Origin of the sequence: Rhizobium sp. C4, from assembly GCF_021026315.1 — a bacterium.
In the GTDB taxonomy this organism is placed as follows: Bacteria; Pseudomonadota; Alphaproteobacteria; order Rhizobiales; family Rhizobiaceae; genus Ensifer_A.
In genome coordinates, this window is sequence record NZ_JAJNCX010000006.1 from 228,087 (window position 1) to 244,884 (window position 16,798).

Consider the following 16,798-nt stretch of genomic DNA (forward strand, 5'->3'; position numbering starts at 1 on the left):
CGAAAACCGCCCCCGTCAGGCCCCGATGAAGCATCTGCTTCATTCGAATGCTGCTATACTATGGCGAGATATTAGCGCAACGTAAATCGGCCAATAGTCAAAGCATTGTGATCGATCGCGATCAGTCTCGGCGCCGGGGCAGTCGCCGCGCGAGGGTGATCCGGGGCAGCTTGGCCGCCCCGGATGGACAGCTTACTGCGGGTTTTTCAGATAGGCGATCAGGTCGGCAATGTCCTGCGGCGCCTTGAGGCCGGCAAATGCCATCTTCGTGCCCGGGACAAGATCCTTGGGGTTCGGCAGGTAGGCCGTCAGCTCTTCTTCCGTCCAGGTCTTGCCGGCGCCAAAAGTCTTCATGCCGTCGGAATACTTGAAATCGGCGACGGTGGCCACCGGACGGCCCACGATGCCCTGCAGGCTCGGGCCGACCTTGGCCTTGGCATCTGTCGCATTGTGACAGACCATGCAATTCTTCTTGAAGACCTGCGCCCCCTTGGCCGCGTCGCCGTCGGCGAGCGCCACACCCGCACTGGCGGCAACTGCCGCTGCGGCAATCAGCATGCGAACATACATATTCAATCCTTTCAGACCTCGTTTGAGCTCTGCCCGCCTCTGTGAACGGTCCCCGAGCAGTGCTCTCCTACGATACCGGATGAGGCGACGCCTTGACCGACATCAAGTCTCCTGCATTTTGTCATCCCAGTGAAGACGGCAAAACGACACATATTTCTCGTTGCCGCCAACCTCGATCTGCGCGCCTTCCTTGATGACCCGGCCTTCCGCGTCCAGCCGCACGACCATGGTCGCCTTGCGCCCGCAATGGCAGATCGTGCGCACCTCGCGCAGTTCGTCGGCAATCGTCAGCAATTCCTGCGAGCCGGGAAACAGCTTGCCGCGGAAATCGGTCCGAAGCCCATAGGCCATGACCGGGATGTTCAGCCGGTCGACGACGCGCGCCAGCTGCCACACCTGTTCCGGGGTCAGGAACTGCGCCTCGTCGACGAAGATGCAGGCGATCGGCCCGTCCTTGAGCAGGCCCTCGACCAGAGCCTTCAGATCGTCTTCCGCGTGGAAGGGAATGGCATCCGCGGTCAGCCCGATGCGCGAGGACACCTTGCCCCTGCCCGCCCGATCGTCGAAAGCGGCAATCAGGATCACCGTGCGCATGCCGCGTTCCTGATAGTTGTAGGAGGCCTGGAGCAGCATGGTCGACTTGCCGGCATTCATCGTCGAATAGCTGAAATAGAACTTGGCCACGCGCCGCCCTCTCGAATCTCATGAACCTGCTGCACGCCGGCGCCCTCCTTCCGGACGGCCCGCCAATGCCTGCCCTTTCCTTGCCCCCCGACGCCTTGCAAAGCCAATCGGCAAGGGCCGGAAATCACAGATTTTTTGCCAATTAACGTCTTTGCGACATTTATGTTGGGATTTGCGAAGGCCGGACCTTGCCGCGCGAAGCCCGCCCGAATAGGCCCTTGAACTCATCGGAATTTGGTGCTTCGCTGACACCGAGGATGATTGATACAGCTCATCCATAAGAGGGAGAACTCCGTAATGATGCGTTCCATTTTGAAGTCCACGGCAGCCTTCGTGTTCGTTTTTGCCTCTGCAGCCGGCGCTGCCAAGGCCGCCGAACCGGCCAGCTGTGGCAATGTCAACGTCGCCCAGGTCAGCTGGACCGACATCCAGGCAACCACCGGCGCCGTCGAGACCGTGCTGACGGCTCTTGGCTACAAGGTTAACGTCAAGGAACTCGACCTGCCGATCATCTACACCGGCATGGCCAACAAGCAGCTCGACTTCTTCGTCGGCAACTGGATGCCCTCCTCCACGCAGATCGTGAAGCCCTTCACCGACGCCAAGACGGTGGACACAGTGCGCGCCAACCTCGAAGGCGCCAAGTACACGCTCTCTACCAACGAAGCCGGCGCAAAGCTCGGCATCAAGGACTTCGCCGACATTGCCAAGCACAAGAAGGAACTTGACGGCAAGATCTACGGCATCGAGCCCGGCAATGACGGCAACAAGCTCGTCCTCGACCTCATCAAGGACAACAAGTTCGACCTGAAGGACTTCAAGCTGGTCGAATCCTCCGAACAGGGCATGCTCGCCCAGGTCGCCAAGCTCGACAAGGGCCAGAAGCCGGTCGTCTTCCTCGGCTGGGCGCCGCATCCGATGAACGTCAAGTACAAGATGACCTACCTCACCGGCGGCGACGACTCGTTCGGCCCGAACTTCGGCGGCGCAACTGTCTACACGATGTCGCGCGCAGGCTATGTCAGCGAATGCGCCAATGTCGGCAAGTTCCTCAACAACCTGGTCTTCAACCTCGAGATGGAGGACGAGATCATGGAATCCATCATGGACAAGGGCATGCAGGGCAAGGATGCCGCCAAGGCATGGCTCAAGGCCCATCCGGAAGCCGTCAAGCCCTGGCTCGCCGGCGTGACGACCAAGGACGGCGGCGACGCCGAAGCGGCCGTCAAGAAGGGCCTCGGCCTCTGATCGTTCCGACACGGATCAAAGGGCGGCCCTCGGGTCGCCCTTTTTTGTTTGCGCACACGGTTTAAGGACACCCGCTCTTCAAGTTGCGACACATTTGCGTAAACTGGATATATTGGGCCGCAGGCCGACAAGACGGTTGTACGGGGAACGATAATAAACAAAGTTCAAAAAGAGAGCGAAAAGCTCCGGCCGCATACCAGCCAACCGAAAACCAAAAAAGGGGAACCTAATGGACTGGCTCCATAGCTGGCTACTGGATGAGAACAACAAGATCATGATCGGCCGGGGGGCCAAGGTTGTCGTCGACTGGCTGACGACGAACCTCAGCAGCTTCTTCGACATGATTTCAGTAATCCTGCAAAGCTCCATCGACGCCATCCTGTGGCTGCTTCTGGGGAAATTTGTCGAAGAAACCGCAGTCGCGCCCTACTATCCCTTCATCACCATTGCCGCCTTCTGTCTGATCGCCTGGGCCGTGCGCCGCAAGTTCAGCGTCGTCGTGCTGACTGCCGTCGGCATGCTGCTGATCTACAACCAGCGCTACTGGACGGAAGCGATGGAAACGCTGGCGCTGGTTCTTGCAGCCACCGGCGTGTCGATGATCGTCGGCGTGCCCCTCGGTATCCTGGCGGCCCGCCGCCCGTGGTTCTACGCGATCCTGCGGCCCATCCTCGACCTGATGCAGACGATCCCGACCTTCGTCTACCTCATCCCGGCGCTCATCCTCTTCGGTCTCGGCGCCGTCTCCGGCCTTGTCGCAACGGTGATCTTCGCCATCCCCGCGCCAATCCGCCTGACCCGCCTCGGCATCATCTCGACGCCGCCTTCGCTGATTGAAGCCGCACAGGCCTTCGGGGCCAACCCGATGCAGGTTCTGATGAAGGTCGAATTGCCCTTTGCGCTGCCGCAGATCATGGCCGGCATTACCCAGACCATCATGCTCTCGCTCTCGATGGTGGTCATCGCCTCGATGGTCGGCGCGGAAGGTCTCGGCACGCTGGTTCAGCGCGCATTGGGCCAGATGAACGTTCCCATGGGCTTTGACTCCGGCATGTGCATCGTCATCCTCGCGATCGTGCTCGACCGCATCTTCAAGTTCTTCGACGAAGGAGAAACGGCATGACCGCTGTCAGCTTCGACAATGTCAGCATCATCTTCGGCGATAATCCGAACCGCGCCCTGCAGATGGTCGACCAGGGCCGCACGCGCGACGAGATCGGCAAGGAAACCGGCCTTGTGCTCGGCGTCGCCAATGCCAGCCTGACCATCAACGAGGGCGAGATCCTCGTTCTCATGGGCCTGTCGGGCTCCGGCAAATCCACGCTGCTGCGCGCCGTCAACGGGCTCGCCCCGGTGGTGCGCGGCGATGTCGCCGTCAAGACCGACAGCGGCTCGCTCAACCCCTACAAGACATCGAGAAGCGCGCTACGGAATTTCCGCATGCACACCGTCTCGATGGTCTTCCAGCAGTTCGGCCTCCTGCCCTGGCGCACGGTGGCCGAGAATGTCGGCTTCGGCCTGGAGCTGGCTGGCGAGCCGGAAGCCGTGCGCAAGGCCAAGGTTGCCGAGCAGCTGCAGCTGGTCAACCTGACGCAATGGGCCGACCGCAAGGTCAACGAGCTGTCGGGCGGTATGCAGCAGCGCGTCGGCCTTGCCCGCGCCTTCGCCACCGGCGCGCCGATCCTGCTGATGGACGAGCCCTTCTCGGCGCTCGACCCGCTCATCCGCACACGCCTTCAGGACGAGTTGCTGGAGTTCCAGCGCAAGCTGAAGAAGACCATCATCTTCGTCAGCCACGACCTCGACGAGGCCTTCCGCATCGGCAATCGCATCGCCATCATGGAAGGCGGGCGCATCGTCCAGTGCGGCACGCCGCAGGACATCGTCAAGAACCCGGTCAACCAGTATGTCGCCGACTTCGTGCAGCACATGAACCCGATCATGATGCTGACCGCCGGTGACGTCATGAAGCCAGGCGCTGCCGACAGCGGAACTGTCGTCGGCACCGTCCCGCCGGACGCACCGCTGAGCATCGTGCTCGACGCCATGGCCAAGACGCCCGGCGTCACCGGGGTCGTCGAGAACGGCGCCGTTGTCGGCACGATTTCAGCGCAGGACATTCTCGAAGGCCTGACGCGTCACCGCCGCCGCGACGAGTGATGCTCCGGTCTCGGCAGACCCGAGACCCGGCAAACGCCTTCCACATGGCCGCCGCCTCGCCCTTGCGGGGCGGCCGCCCCTGATCTCGCTCTCCGGTCGATGATCGACAATATATCGCCCTGCCCCGAACTGTTGTAGGAACGGATCCCAACGACAGCAGACCGCGTGCCGTCTTCCGGCACCCGGCACCCGGCAGGGAAACGACCGGAATGAGCAAGGACGACAAGCCAAAGGTGCTGCGCGACACCGACGACGAAGCCCGCAGCCAGGCACGCGAACTGATTGTCACGGCGCGCTTTGCCGCCATCGCCGTCATCGACCCGGAAACGGGTTATCCCAATTCCAGCCGCGTGCTGACCGCAACCGACGGCGCAAGCCAGCCGGTCATTCTGGCCTCGAGGCTCGCCGCGCATACGAAAGCGCTTCTGGCACTGCCGCGCTGCTCCCTGCTTTTCGGCGAGCCCGGCAAGGGCGATCCGCTCGCCTGGCCGCGCATCAGCCTGCAATGCGACGCGCTTCCGGTCGCCGCGGACGATCCGGAGCGACCGCATCTGCGCGCCCGCTTCCTGCGCCGCCATCCGAAGGCGGCCCTCTATGTCGATTTTCCGGATTTCCTGTTCTTCCGCCTGAGGCCGGTCGCCGCAAGTCTCAACGGCGGCTTCGGCCGCGCCTATGCTCTCCAACGGGAAGATTTCGACTTGCCCGAGGGGCTGACCGCCCTGTCATGGGAGGCAGAGAATCAGATCGTCGACAGCACAGAATCACTCGCAGAAATGCCAGCCGGTTTCCGAATTGCGTCCTTCGAACCGGATTGCATCGTTATTGTAAGCAAGGAGCAGACAAGGCGCATAAATCGGCCCAAACACTTGACATAAAACAATTTTATCTCGCATTTCAGAATCTTCTCAAATATTGCTATAGCGATATATATCGATATGCAAAACCCGGAGTATGGTTTATAGTCGCTTAAGGCGGGTTCTACGCCCTGCCCTGAAAACGGCGCAGCCACGACACTTCCGGAAGTTTATCTTGATGAATTTGGACAACTTGTACTCAAACGCCAACACAGCGGCGATGTTTATGTCAGCATTGGCTAATCAGAAGAGAATTTTGATCCTGTGCAATTTGGTCCAAGGTGAGATCGCAGTCGGAGCACTTGCCGAAAAGGTCGGGCTAAGCCAGTCGGCACTTTCGCAGCATCTTTCGAAGCTGAAGGCGCTCAGCCTGGTCAAGACGCGCCGCTCAGCTCAGACCATCTATTATTCGAGCCCAAACCCGCAGGTCCACACACTGCTGCATACGTTGAACGCTCTCTACGTCGCCGAAGCAGACAAAGACGCGGACGCCTGAGAAACCCCTTCCGGACAAGCACCGACGCCGCCGTCAGCCGGCCGCACGCCTGACCCTCGTGCGGGAAACCGCGCATCAAGCATAGCCCCATCATCAAACGAAAAAGTCTCAAGTTCGGGAATAAGTCGCCTGAGCGCGACGATGTGCGTTCATCATGTACGCTCAGGCGATTATCATTGCCGCCGGTCACGTTTCTCAGCTTCACGGTCCATGTTGCCCTTGACCGGTCAGCCTGTCGGAATTCGATTCCTGAAACGTCGGAAAGAGCACCAGTGGAGATGGGCGCTTTCAATCGGAAGTTATGACGTTTGAATCTTGCGCGAGCCTTTTGGAGAGCACAATCGAACGGACGCGTGATCGACCATCAAAAAAGATCATGAACCCCGGTTTTCCACGAGCTTGACGCGACGCTTCGCACTGTTAATTTGACCAATCGATAAAGATCATGGTTTCGCGTCACCGAGACCGCAATTTCCCTTGAGGAGACTTGATAAATGTCCAACCGCACAACCGCGAAACCGAACGACCTCAGCGCCTTCTGGATGCCGTTCACGGCCAACCGCCAGTTCAAGAAGGAGCCCCGTCTGTTCGTTGGTGCGAAGGACATGCACTACACGACCCATGACGGCCGCACCGTGCTCGACGGCACCGCCGGCCTCTGGTGCGTGAATGCCGGCCACTGCCGTCCGAAGATCACCGAGGCGATTGCCCAGCAGGCGGGCGAGCTCGACTATGCGCCCGCCTTCCAGCTCGGCCACCCCAAGGCCTTCGAACTGGCCAACCGCCTCGTCGACATCGCGCCGGACGGCATGGAGCATGTGCTCTACACGAACTCCGGCTCTGAATCGGTCGAGACCGCGCTGAAGGTGGCGCTCGGCTATCACCGCGCCAAGGGCGACGGTTCGCGCACCCGTCTCATCGGCCGCGAGCGTGGCTATCACGGCGTCAACTTCGGCGGCATCTCCGTCGGCGGCATCGTCTCCAACCGCAAGATGTTCGGCACGCTGCTGACCGGCGTCGACCACATGCCGCATACCCATCTGCCGGCCAAGAACGCGTTTTCGCGCGGCATTCCGGATCATGGCGGCGTCGATATCGCCACCGAGCTGGAACGCATCGTCACGCTCCATGATGCCTCCACCATCGCCGCCGTCATCGTCGAGCCGGTTGCCGGCTCCACCGGCGTGCTCATCCCGCCGAAGGGCTATCTCGCCAAGCTCCGCGAGATCTGCACCAAGCACGGCATCCTCCTGATCTTCGACGAAGTCATCACCGGCTTTGGCCGCCTTGGCGCGCCGTTTGCCGCCCAGTTCTTCGACGTGAAGCCGGACATCATCACCACCGCCAAGGGCCTCACCAACGGCGTGATCCCGATGGGCGCGGTCTTCGTCACGAAGGAAATCCACGATGCCTTCATGACCGGCCCGGAACATCTCATCGAGTTCTTCCACGGCTACACCTATTCCGGCAACCCGATTGCCTCGGCCGCAGCGCTTGCCACGCTCGACACCTACAAGGAAGAAGGCCTGCTGACCCGCGCCGCAGAGCTCGCCTCCTATTGGGAAGATGCGCTGCATTCGCTGAAGGATTGCCCGAACGTCATCGACATCCGCAATGTCGGCCTCATCGGCGCCATCGAACTCGCCCCCATTGCCGGCGAGCCGACGAAGCGCGCCTTCACGGCCTTCCTGAAGGCTTACGAAAAGGGCCTGCTGATCCGCACCACTGGCGACATCATTGCGCTGTCGCCGCCGCTGATCATCTCCAAGGCCGAGATCGACGAACTGTTCGACAAGCTGCGCGACGTGCTGATGAACAACATCTGAGCCAAAAGCTCTCCATATCGCGAAGACATGAATACAGCCCCTCCTCGGGGCTGTATTTCGTTGACCGCCCATGTTCCGTTTCCGGTCATAAGGCAGCGGTAGCAACAATTTTACCAATCCTCTTGGCCGTAACTTAATCACTCTGCGTTATGACGGGTTCAATCCACAGGCGGAGGTTGAACATGCTGCGCGGTTTCTTGAGCGATCGGTCGGGTAATTTCGGGATGATGACGGCGCTGCTGATCGTCCCGCTGATCGGCGTTGCTGGCCTTGCCGTTGACCTGACCAACGCGATGACGGTGAAGTCGAAGCTGCAGGGCGCGGGAGACGCCGCAGCACTCGCGGCCATAGCAAGTTCGTCCCCCGGCATGCAGGCCGCCTTCTCGATGAACGGCGACGGATCGATCCCGATTGCCGAAAGCGACGCCAAGGCCTTCTTCCGCGCGCAGCTGCAGAACGTGACCGGCTACACGATCGATTCCATCGACGCCAGCATCGTCAAGTCCGGCAAGACCATCACCTCGGTCGTCAACTTCAAGGCCACGGTACCAACCTATCTGTCGAAGGTTCTCGGCCAGCAGATCGTCAAGGTCGCCGGCCGCGCCACCGCGACCTACGAGGCGGCAACCTATCGCAGCTTCTATCTGCTGCTCGACAACACGCCCTCCATGGGCGTCGCGGCAACGCCGGCGGACATCCAGAAGATGGTCAGCAAGACGCCGGACCAATGCGCCTTTGCCTGCCATATCGGCTACACCGATCAATATGGCAACGTCAGCAACGAAAACCAGAACGACTACTATCACCTTGCCAAGCAGCAGAACATAACGACCCGCATCGACGTTGTTGCCCAGGCGACGCAAGAGCTGTTGCAGAACGCGATACAGGATCGCGGCAACAATACCAGTCTTTACCGGATGGGCGTCTACACCTTCGGCAGGGATGCAACGAACCCGCAGCTTTACGAAGTCGTGTCCCCCACGACCGATCTTTCAACGGCCGCAACGACCGCAAAGAACAACGTCAAGCTGATGACAATTCCTAGACAGAACTACAACAACGACCAGATCACGAGCTTCGATACGGCACTGGCGCAACTGGGCAGCAAGATGGGCTTTGCGGGCGATGGCAACAGTGTCGCCACGCCGCAAAAGATTGTCTTCATGGTGTCCGATGGCGTTGGCGACAGCAGCAAGCCCGCGACCTGCACCAAGCCTCTGTCCGGCAGTACCCGCTGCCAGGAACCCATCGACACCACCGCCTGCGACGCTCTGAAGAAACAGGGCTACGCGATCGCCGTCCTATACACGACATATTTGCCGCTTCCGACAAAAGACTCACAGAATAACGACACATGGTACGGTCTGTGGATTGCCCCCTTCCAGAGCGAGATCGGCACCCGAATGAAGGCCTGCGCTTCGCCCGGCCTCTTTTTCGAGGTCAGCCCCACCCAGGGCATTTCGGACGCGATGACGGCGCTGTTCAGGAAGATCGTCGCCATGCCGCGCCTGACCGGCTGAGCGAGCATCAGGACATTTCAATCGTGGATGGCGGCTTCGGCCGCCTTCCTTGCGTTCAGACCGGCAGATATACCGGCATCAGACCTTGAGAACGAACGGCAGGCGACATGGACAAGCTTCCCCCCAACGGTGCTGAAATCTTCATCCATGTCCGCGTGATCATCGGCATGATCCTGGGCCTCAGCCTTGCCCGTATGATCAACGGCCTCACCCGGTTCATCCAGCATCCGACAAGCTACCAGACGGACGCGGTTCACATGATCTGGACCGTCTATGTGCTGGTCTCGATCCCCCATTTCTGGTGGTTCGAGTTCAACCTGCGCCACATGGAGCACTGGAACTTCGGCATCTACGCCTATCTGCTGACCTATGCCGCGCTCTTCGCCGCCATATCGTCCCTGCTCTTTCCCGACCAGATCAACGAATACAAGAGCTATTCCGACTATTTCGTCTCCCGCCGGCGCTGGTTCTATGGCCTGCTGATCCTGCTGAAGCTCGCCGATATCGGTGATACGCTGCTGAAGGGCACGGAATATTACGCCAGCCTCGGCGATGCCTACGACGCCCAGCAGGTCGTGCTGATCATCGCCGCACTGGCCGGCTGCTATATCCAGTCGCGGCTCTACCATCTCGCCTTTGCCGCCTTTGCCATGTTCGACCTCATCGGGTGGATTACCAGCAGCTATTTCGTGCCGACATGATCCCGTCGGCATTGGCTGCTACTTGTCTTGCCTCCGGGACCAAATCACCCCATCATGAGATGGATGAATATTCACGCCGCGAGATTGTCAGATGAGTGAACGAAATTCGCCGAACAAGCATCGCCCTGACATGCACGAGCACATCCTGAACCTGATCGGCCAATGGCAGGATGCGACACAGGCCTTTGACGAGGCGGTGGGCAACAAGCTTGGCCTAATCACGGCCGAACATCGATGCCTCAAGGCCCTGATGGATGGCCCGAAGACGGCGGGCGCGCTCGCCCAGGCCTCGGGCCTGACGCCGGCGGCGGCCACCTCGATGATCGACCGGCTGGAAAAGCGCGGCTTCGTCGAGCGCCAGCGCGACGGCGCAGACCGGCGCAAGGTTCTGGTCGCCATGACAAAGCCGGCGAGTGACACGCTCGGCAAATTCTACACGCCGATTGCCGCTGATGCAGCGGCGATGCTCGCCAAGTTCACGCCATCTGATCTTTCGATCATCGAGAATTTCATTGAAGCCGCGCTTGCTCTTCAGCAGGCCCATGTCGACCGCACCGTGAGCGAACCGCTGGCGTAAGCGGTTTTCTCCGCGATCACCCAAGAACAGAATGAACCTTTATCCCCTCTCCCGCGTATCTATGACAAAGGAGAACATGATGAATACCGCCAGAAGCTCGCTCAGCCCGCTCCTCGTGCATGTGATCGCGATCGTCGTGGTCATCGCCGTGGGCGCTGGCATCGGCACGATGATCGGCCCGGACGACTGGTTTCGGTCCTTGAACAAGCCGGTGTTCAATCCGCCCGCCTGGGTCTTCGCACCGGTCTGGACCCTGCTCTACGTCTTCATCGCCATCGCCTTTGCCCGCACAGTCCTGCGTGATCCCAGGGGGGCGGCCATGCAGGTCTGGATCGTGCAGATGCTGCTCAACTGGAGCTGGACGCCGCTCTGGTTCGGCCTTCACATGATGTGGGGCGCCTTCGCCGTCATCGTCGCGCTCTGGCTCTCCATCGTCACCTTCATCGTCCTGACGCGGAAATCCGACCCGGTCTCCGCCCTGCTCTTCGTGCCCTATCTCGCCTGGGTTTCCTTCGCCGCCGTCCTCAACGGCACGATCGCCGCGATGAACAGCTGATCGCAGGTCCGCGCCCTGTGCTTTTGCCCGCGAGTCTGCTTAAGTCTCGAAAAGCAAACAGGATACGGATGAGACGATGAGCGAACTGGAACGCCGGATAGATCAGGGAACCGGGCGCGAGCCTGCCGATATCGTCCTCAGGAACGGCCGCTTCTTCGACCTCGTGACCGGCGAACTCGTCTTGTCCGACATCGCCATCTGCGGCGACACGATCGTCGGCACCTGCGGCCCCTACAGCGGCAAGCGCGAGATCGACATCTCCGGCAAGATCGTCGTGCCGGGCTTCATCGACACGCATCTGCATATCGAGTCCTCTCTCGTCACGCCGCATGAATTCGATCGCTGTGTTCTGCCCTATGGCGTGACGACGGTCATCTGCGACCCGCACGAGATCGCCAACGTGTTGGGCACGGAGGGCATCGAGTTCTTTCTCGCCTCGGCGCTGGAAACCATCATGGATATCCGCGTCCAGCTCTCCTCCTGCGTGCCGGCCACGCATCTGGAGACGGCCGGCGCCGATCTGCCGATTGAAAAGCTCCTGCCCTATCGCAATCACCCGAAGGTCATCGGTCTTGCCGAATTCATGAACTTCCCCGGCGTCGTTTACAAAGATCCGATCTGCATGGCCAAGCTCGAGGCCTTCCAGGGCAGCCATATTGACGGCCATGCGCCGCTTCTCTCCGGCAACGACCTCAACGGCTATCTCTCCGCCGGCATCCGCACCGACCACGAATGCACCAGCGCCGAAGAGGCGATGGAGAAGATCCGCAAGGGCATGCACATCCTTGTCCGCGAAGGCTCGGTTTCCAAGGACCTGCACGCGCTGATGCCGATCCTCACCGAACGGCTTTCGCCCTTCCTCGCGCTCTGCACCGACGACCGCAACCCGCTCGACATCGCCGAACAGGGCCATCTCGACTACCTGATCCGCACCGCGATTGCCCATGGCGTCGAGCCGCTGGCGATCTACCGCGCCGCCTCCATTTCCGCCGCCCGCGCCTTCGGCCTGCGCGACCGCGGTCTCGTCGCCCCCGGCTGGCGCGCCGACCTCGTGGTCATCGACAGCCTCGAAAACTGCAAGGCCGAGACGGTCTTCGCCGCCGGCCGCGAAGTGACCGACGCGCTCTTTGCCACCCGCAAGCCGGTCGCCCCGGTCGGGCTCACCAGCGTCAAGGCGCGCATGGTCAAGGCCGCAGACTTCGGCATTCCGGCAGCAGAGGGCGACACCTCCGTCATCGGTGTCCTGCCGGGCAAGATCATCACCGAGCATCGCCGCTTCCGCCTGCCCGTCGACGGAAACCAGACCACCGTCGATTTCGAGCGCGACATCCTGAAAGTCGCCGTCATCGAGCGCCACGGCAAGAACGGCAACCACGCCAATGGCTTCGTGCAGGGCTTTGGCCTGAAGAAGGGGGCCATCGCCTCCACGGTCGGCCATGACAGCCACAATATCTGCGTCGTCGGCGCAAATGATGAAGACATGGCCGTCGCCGCGAACCGGCTCTCGGACATCAATGGCGGTTTCGTCGTGGTTCAGGATGGCAAGGTGACGGGTGAGATTGCATTGCCCGTTGCCGGCCTCATGAGCCTGGAGCCCTACGAAGAGGTGCGCGACACGCTGCACCATCTGCGCCAGGCCGCCTTTGCGCTCGGCGCGACGCTGCAAGAACCCTTCCTGCAGCTGGCCTTCCTGCCGCTGCCGGTCATTCCGCATCTGAAGATTTCGGATCGTGGCCTTGTCGATGTCGACAAGTTCATGCTGATCGGATGAAGTCGTCGGTGATCTTCGCCTCGCCGGCAACGAGCGAGCGCCAGATATCGACCTTGGCGGACAGAAGCTCGGGCGTGAACGGCTTCGGCAGATAGTCATCCATGTCGGCATCGAGGCAGACGTTGCGGTCATGCTCCATCGTGCTGGCGGTAATCGCGATGATCGGCGTGCGGCTGCGGCCGCTTCTTGCCTCTTCGGCCCGGATCGCCGCCGTCGCCTCATAGCCGTTCATGCGCGGCATCATGATGTCCATGATCACGATTTCGGGCTTGTAGGCTTCCCAGAAACGCACGGCCTCTTCGCCGTCGCGGGCAATGCGGAAGCTGACGCCGAGACCGGTCAGGATCTGCTCGCAGGCAAGCGCGCTCACCTCGTTGTCCTCGGCAACCAGCACGTCGATCGTCACGGGTGCGCCATCATCATGATATTCGGGCGCGGGCATCGGATTTGCCGGCCGCCGCACCGCCGGACCACCGCGACGCCGTGCCGCCATGACATCGCAAAGCGCCCCGAGAAGAAGCGAACTGCGAACCGGCCTTTGCAGCTGTGCATCGGCTGCGATTTCGGCAGCACCCTGCAGGCTGTCGGACAGCACCGGTGTCATCAGCACCACCGAGGTGGCGGCAAAACGCGGATCGCCATGCAGCTTTTCGACCAGTTTCCGTGCCCCGCGCCGCGCCAGCGTACTGCTGAGCACAAGCACGTCGATCGTAAGCCCTGCACTCTCGGCAGCCTCCAGGATCGCCCAGGCTTCATCGGGACTTTCGACGCCCGTCGCATCGAACTGCCATCCGTGAAGCAGGCTGCCGATCGAATGGCGGGAGGCGGCAATCTCGTCCACGAGCAGCACGCGTGCGCCGATCGCCGGCAGAACTTCGTCCTCGTCATTGCGCGCCTCGGCGCAGTCGAGCGGAAGCGCGACCCTGAACGTGGTGCCACGCCCGACTTCGCTCTCGAGCTCGATCGTCCCGCCGAACAGCCTGACCAGACCGACATTGGTCGGAAGACCTATCCCCAGCCCCTCGGTGTGGCCGGTGCGCGTCGTGTCTGACCGGGCAGAGGCTTCGAAGATCAGGCGCTGGTGCTCGGGCGCGATGCCGCAACCCGTATCCTCGACTTCGATGGTCAGAACCCGCCTGCCGTTCACGCGCGGTGCGGCTGAAAGCCGGATTTCCACATGGCCGCGATCGGTAAAGCGGATGGCGTTCGAGACCAGATTGAAGACGATCTGCCGGAAGCGCAGCGGATCGCCGAACACCCGCTTGGGAATATCCGTGGTCGGCGAGACGACGATGGCCAGGCTCTTCTCCTCGGCCTTCGCCGCCAGGATCGTCGCCGTGTCATCGATGCATTCCAGCGGGTTGAAATGGACCGGATGGAGTTCGAGATGCCCGGAATCCAGCTTCGAGAAGTCCAGGATGTCGTTGATGACCGTCATCAGCGACTTTGCCGACTTGGTGATGGCGTTCACATAGGTCTTCTGCCGCGTATCAAGGTCCGAGCGTGCCAGGAGTTCAGCCATGCTCAGAACACCGTTCATCGGCGTGCGGAACTCGTGGCTGACGGTGGCGAGGAAGTCCGATTTCGCCCGGTCTGCCTTCGCCGCGCGGCGCAGCAGCCGTTCAAGCTCTTCCTGTCTCCCGCGCAGTTCGGTGACGTCGGTAAACAGTCCGATCGTGCCGTCATCGGTCGGCTTGATCTCCAGCCGGATCCAACGTTTTTCGGCAACGCAGAAGGTCACGTCATGGGCGACACGGCTGCTGGCATAATGCTGCATCTCTTCCAGGAACGCCACCGGATTGGGCCCGAAATCGCCGCGTTCGGCGCAATGGACAAAGACGTGTTCCCAGCGCCCGCCCACATGGATCATCCCCGCAGGCACCTCCAGCAGCCGCTCGACCGTGCTGTTGCACATCCGGACGTCGCCGGACGAGGCGATAATGACCAGTCCCTGGGCCATGGTCACCAGGGCCTCTTCCATCAACGCACCCGCCTCGGCCAGTTTGGCGCGGGCTTCGTTGATGGCGAGATCCTGTCTGCGCAGCTCGGTGATGTCGTTATAGGTCAGGACCACGCGACCCGAGGAGATCGGCCGGCCCTGGATCAGATAGATCTCCCCGGCCGCCGTCGTGAACTCGCGAAGCGGCAATTCACCCGACCCGAGGAGAGTGCGCCACTTCTCCTTGGCCGCATCAAGCTGCTCCGGTGCAAGGTCGAAGAAACCGTTGTCGACGCTGGCGTTCAGCATGTCGAGAAAATTGCAGCCGACAAGGCCGGCGAGTTCCGTGCCCTGCCATTTGCGCAGCACGTTCTCGTTGGCAAGTTCGATGATCAGATCATCCTGCCGGATCACCATCACGCCGGTATCGATGCTGTTCATGATGTCGGAGAGCTGCTGCCAGGCGGCCTCGGCATGATTGCGGGCCTGCTCGAGCTCCAGTTCGCGCTCCCGCAGCGGCGTCATGTCGAGCAGGGAACCGACAATGTAGCGACTGCCGTCTGCCACGGTGGCACGGCTGATATGCGACAGGATATGCGCGGCCCGGTCCGAGCGATGATGCATGATCGATTCGCGCACCGAAATCTCGCCGGTGGCCAGAACGCGATCATTTTCCTCGATGTAGCTCTCTACGTCATCCCCGAAGATGGCGTGCTCGTCGCTGCCAAGCGCCGGCAGCTGGCGGGCATCGAGCAGTTCACGCTCCACTTCGTTCGCGTAGATCATGATGTGATTTTCGTCGCGCACGAAAACCGGAACCGGCAAGGCATCCAGCATCGCCTTGTAAAGGCTGACCTCGTCACGCTGCTTGATCAGCAGCGCCTCGCGCTCCTTGCTGTCGGTGATATCGAGCCGCAGGCCGACGACATACCCGTTCTCCAGCCGGCGATTGATGAGCCGCACCCAGCTGCCGGTTCCCAGACGATAGGTGTCTTCGTAATAGGGCTGACGATAGGCCTGCAGCCGCAGTTGCAGTCTCTGTTCGCAGGCCTCCGCATTGGACGGATCAACGTCGGGATTGAGCCCGCGCTGGATGCCGCGCATCAGGATGTCCGAAATCGACTCGCCCGCATGGATCGATCCCATATAGGGCCGATAGAGCTGGATCATCTTCTCGTTGACGAAGGCCACGCGGTCGCGCGGATCGACGATCAGGATGCCGGCATCGATCTGGGAGAGCGCATTCTTGAGAACCGAAAGAAAGGCCGTTTCCTCGGCCTCAACGGGTGACGGCTCGACGGCCGCGGTTTCGCTGGCCGGTTCCGCAATGTCCCACCACGAGGCCGGCGGCACGGCGACAACGGGCGGTGCGGGCTCCAGATGCTCGTAAAGGAAGATGTCGCCGGTTTCGCTGACGAACTGCTCGATCTTGAGGCGCTGCTGGCGATTGACCGCACCGATCGAAAGCACGATGTCGCCCTCGATGCCGAAGACGGCGGCCTTGCGCTCCATCTCGTCGCGAAGCGTAGCGGGGGCCGCATTCGGCAGCTCCGCATCCGTCAGGCCGATGAAATCCTGGGGCTGAAGGTGGTGCAGGCCGGCAAAGGCTGAACTGACGGCGACATAACGCAGCTCGGAATCCTTGATACAGGCGGGGACGCGGGTGCGCGCCAATCTCTGGCACGCCATCGCGAGCAGGTCCACGCCTCGCTCCACCACGTCATCTCCCGAATCCTGTTGCACTTTCATTACGTTAATTAGGCACACGGACCGTTAAACAATTGGTTAACCATCAACTGCCAGCTTTAACGAAGTTGGACTGCCACGAGGCCGCGTTGCTGCACTGCAACCAGATCCGCACCCTTTGCCCTTGACAATGACAGCCATTCGTAAGAC

Annotated in this window: 14 protein-coding genes; 11 read left to right on the forward strand and 3 right to left on the reverse strand. The window is 61.2% G+C overall.

Translation table 11 applies throughout. From position 1 onward, the window contains the following. Positions 1–192: 192 nt before the first annotated feature. Both LQK84_RS13080 and LQK84_RS13085 read right to left on the reverse strand, forming a co-directional pair. Positions 193–570: a c-type cytochrome gene (locus tag LQK84_RS13080; protein WP_230829170.1), complete on the reverse strand. Its 378-nt coding sequence runs from the start codon at positions 568–570 to the stop codon at positions 193–195. A 102-nt stretch (positions 571–672) separates the two neighbouring features. Continuing rightward, a complete protein-coding gene (locus tag LQK84_RS13085; protein ID WP_230829171.1) occupies positions 673–1,254 on the reverse strand; it encodes a thymidine kinase in 582 nt (193 codons plus the stop codon). Positions 1,255–1,551: 297 nt separating this feature from the next. On the opposite strand from LQK84_RS13085, the gene choX reads away from it, so the two are divergent. The 11 genes from choX to ade all read left to right on the forward strand — a co-directional run bounded on the left by choX (position 1,552) and on the right by ade (position 12,963). After that, complete coding sequence (choX, locus tag LQK84_RS13090) at positions 1,552–2,502, forward strand: choline ABC transporter substrate-binding protein (protein WP_230829172.1); 951 nt, start codon at positions 1,552–1,554, stop codon at positions 2,500–2,502. A gap of 229 nt (positions 2,503–2,731) precedes the next feature. After that, positions 2,732–3,625, forward strand: a complete 894-nt coding sequence (gene choW, locus LQK84_RS13095; protein WP_230829173.1) for a choline ABC transporter permease subunit — start codon at positions 2,732–2,734, stop codon at positions 3,623–3,625. Continuing rightward, complete coding sequence (gene choV, locus LQK84_RS13100; protein ID WP_230829174.1) at positions 3,622–4,662, forward strand: choline ABC transporter ATP-binding protein; 1,041 nt, start codon at positions 3,622–3,624, stop codon at positions 4,660–4,662. Before choW ends, choV begins: the two co-directional genes overlap by 4 nt. A 209-nt stretch (positions 4,663–4,871) precedes the next feature. After that, complete coding sequence (locus LQK84_RS13105; protein WP_230829175.1) at positions 4,872–5,537, forward strand: HugZ family pyridoxamine 5'-phosphate oxidase; 666 nt, start codon at positions 4,872–4,874, stop codon at positions 5,535–5,537. A gap of 157 nt (positions 5,538–5,694) precedes the next feature. Then, entirely contained in the window at positions 5,695–6,012 is a 318-nt protein-coding gene (locus LQK84_RS13110; protein ID WP_230829236.1) for an ArsR/SmtB family transcription factor, read from the forward strand. Positions 6,013–6,506: 494 nt separating this feature from the next. Beyond that, the gene (locus LQK84_RS13115; protein ID WP_230829176.1) at positions 6,507–7,838 is read left to right on the forward strand and encodes an aspartate aminotransferase family protein; all 1,332 of its coding nucleotides are present in this window, start codon (positions 6,507–6,509) and stop codon (positions 7,836–7,838) included. A 182-nt stretch (positions 7,839–8,020) separates the two neighbouring features. After that, positions 8,021–9,358 carry a TadE/TadG family type IV pilus assembly protein gene (locus tag LQK84_RS13120; protein WP_230829177.1) on the forward strand — a complete coding sequence of 446 codons (1,338 nt, stop codon included), beginning with the start codon at positions 8,021–8,023 and terminating at the stop codon, positions 9,356–9,358. Positions 9,359–9,465: 107 nt separating this feature from the next. Beyond that, complete coding sequence (locus LQK84_RS13125) at positions 9,466–10,059, forward strand: hypothetical protein (RefSeq protein WP_230829178.1); 594 nt, start codon at positions 9,466–9,468, stop codon at positions 10,057–10,059. A gap of 91 nt (positions 10,060–10,150) precedes the next feature. Continuing rightward, positions 10,151–10,636: a MarR family winged helix-turn-helix transcriptional regulator gene (locus LQK84_RS13130; protein ID WP_230829179.1), complete on the forward strand. Its 486-nt coding sequence runs from the start codon at positions 10,151–10,153 to the stop codon at positions 10,634–10,636. Between the two features lie 76 nt (positions 10,637–10,712). Then, on the forward strand, positions 10,713–11,192 hold the full coding sequence (locus LQK84_RS13135) for a TspO/MBR family protein (protein WP_230829180.1): 480 nt from the start codon (positions 10,713–10,715) through the stop codon (positions 11,190–11,192). A gap of 76 nt (positions 11,193–11,268) precedes the next feature. Next, positions 11,269–12,963, forward strand: a complete 1,695-nt coding sequence (gene ade, locus LQK84_RS13140; RefSeq protein WP_230829181.1) for an adenine deaminase — start codon at positions 11,269–11,271, stop codon at positions 12,961–12,963. On the opposite strand, the gene LQK84_RS13145 is transcribed toward ade, so the two are convergent. Continuing rightward, positions 12,947–16,606: a PAS domain-containing hybrid sensor histidine kinase/response regulator gene (locus LQK84_RS13145; protein WP_230829182.1), complete on the reverse strand. Its 3,660-nt coding sequence runs from the start codon at positions 16,604–16,606 to the stop codon at positions 12,947–12,949. The two genes, ade and LQK84_RS13145, sit on opposite strands and share 17 nt — an antisense overlap. Positions 16,607–16,798 lie beyond the last annotated feature (192 nt).

What these genes read in the sequence shown, in the direction of transcription:
- LQK84_RS13125 (WP_230829178.1), top strand. Translation starts at nt 9,466, where the DNA reads ATGGACAAGCTTCCCCCCAACGGTGCTGAAATCTTCATCCATGTCCGC.
- LQK84_RS13120 (WP_230829177.1), top strand. Translation starts at nt 8,021, where the DNA reads ATGCTGCGCGGTTTCTTGAGCGATCGGTCGGGTAATTTCGGGATGATG.
- choW (WP_230829173.1), top strand. Translation starts at nt 2,732, where the DNA reads ATGGACTGGCTCCATAGCTGGCTACTGGATGAGAACAACAAGATCATG.
- LQK84_RS13115 (WP_230829176.1), top strand. Translation starts at nt 6,507, where the DNA reads ATGTCCAACCGCACAACCGCGAAACCGAACGACCTCAGCGCCTTCTGG.
- LQK84_RS13105 (WP_230829175.1), top strand. Translation starts at nt 4,872, where the DNA reads ATGAGCAAGGACGACAAGCCAAAGGTGCTGCGCGACACCGACGACGAA.
- LQK84_RS13135 (WP_230829180.1), top strand. Translation starts at nt 10,713, where the DNA reads ATGATGAATACCGCCAGAAGCTCGCTCAGCCCGCTCCTCGTGCATGTG.
- choV (WP_230829174.1), top strand. Translation starts at nt 3,622, where the DNA reads ATGACCGCTGTCAGCTTCGACAATGTCAGCATCATCTTCGGCGATAAT.
- LQK84_RS13130 (WP_230829179.1), top strand. Translation starts at nt 10,151, where the DNA reads ATGAGTGAACGAAATTCGCCGAACAAGCATCGCCCTGACATGCACGAG.
- choX (WP_230829172.1), top strand. Translation starts at nt 1,552, where the DNA reads ATGATGCGTTCCATTTTGAAGTCCACGGCAGCCTTCGTGTTCGTTTTT.
- LQK84_RS13110 (WP_230829236.1), top strand. Translation starts at nt 5,695, where the DNA reads ATGAATTTGGACAACTTGTACTCAAACGCCAACACAGCGGCGATGTTT.
- LQK84_RS13080 (WP_230829170.1), bottom strand. Translation starts at nt 570, where the DNA reads ATGTATGTTCGCATGCTGATTGCCGCAGCGGCAGTTGCCGCCAGTGCG.
- ade (WP_230829181.1), top strand. Translation starts at nt 11,269, where the DNA reads ATGAGCGAACTGGAACGCCGGATAGATCAGGGAACCGGGCGCGAGCCT.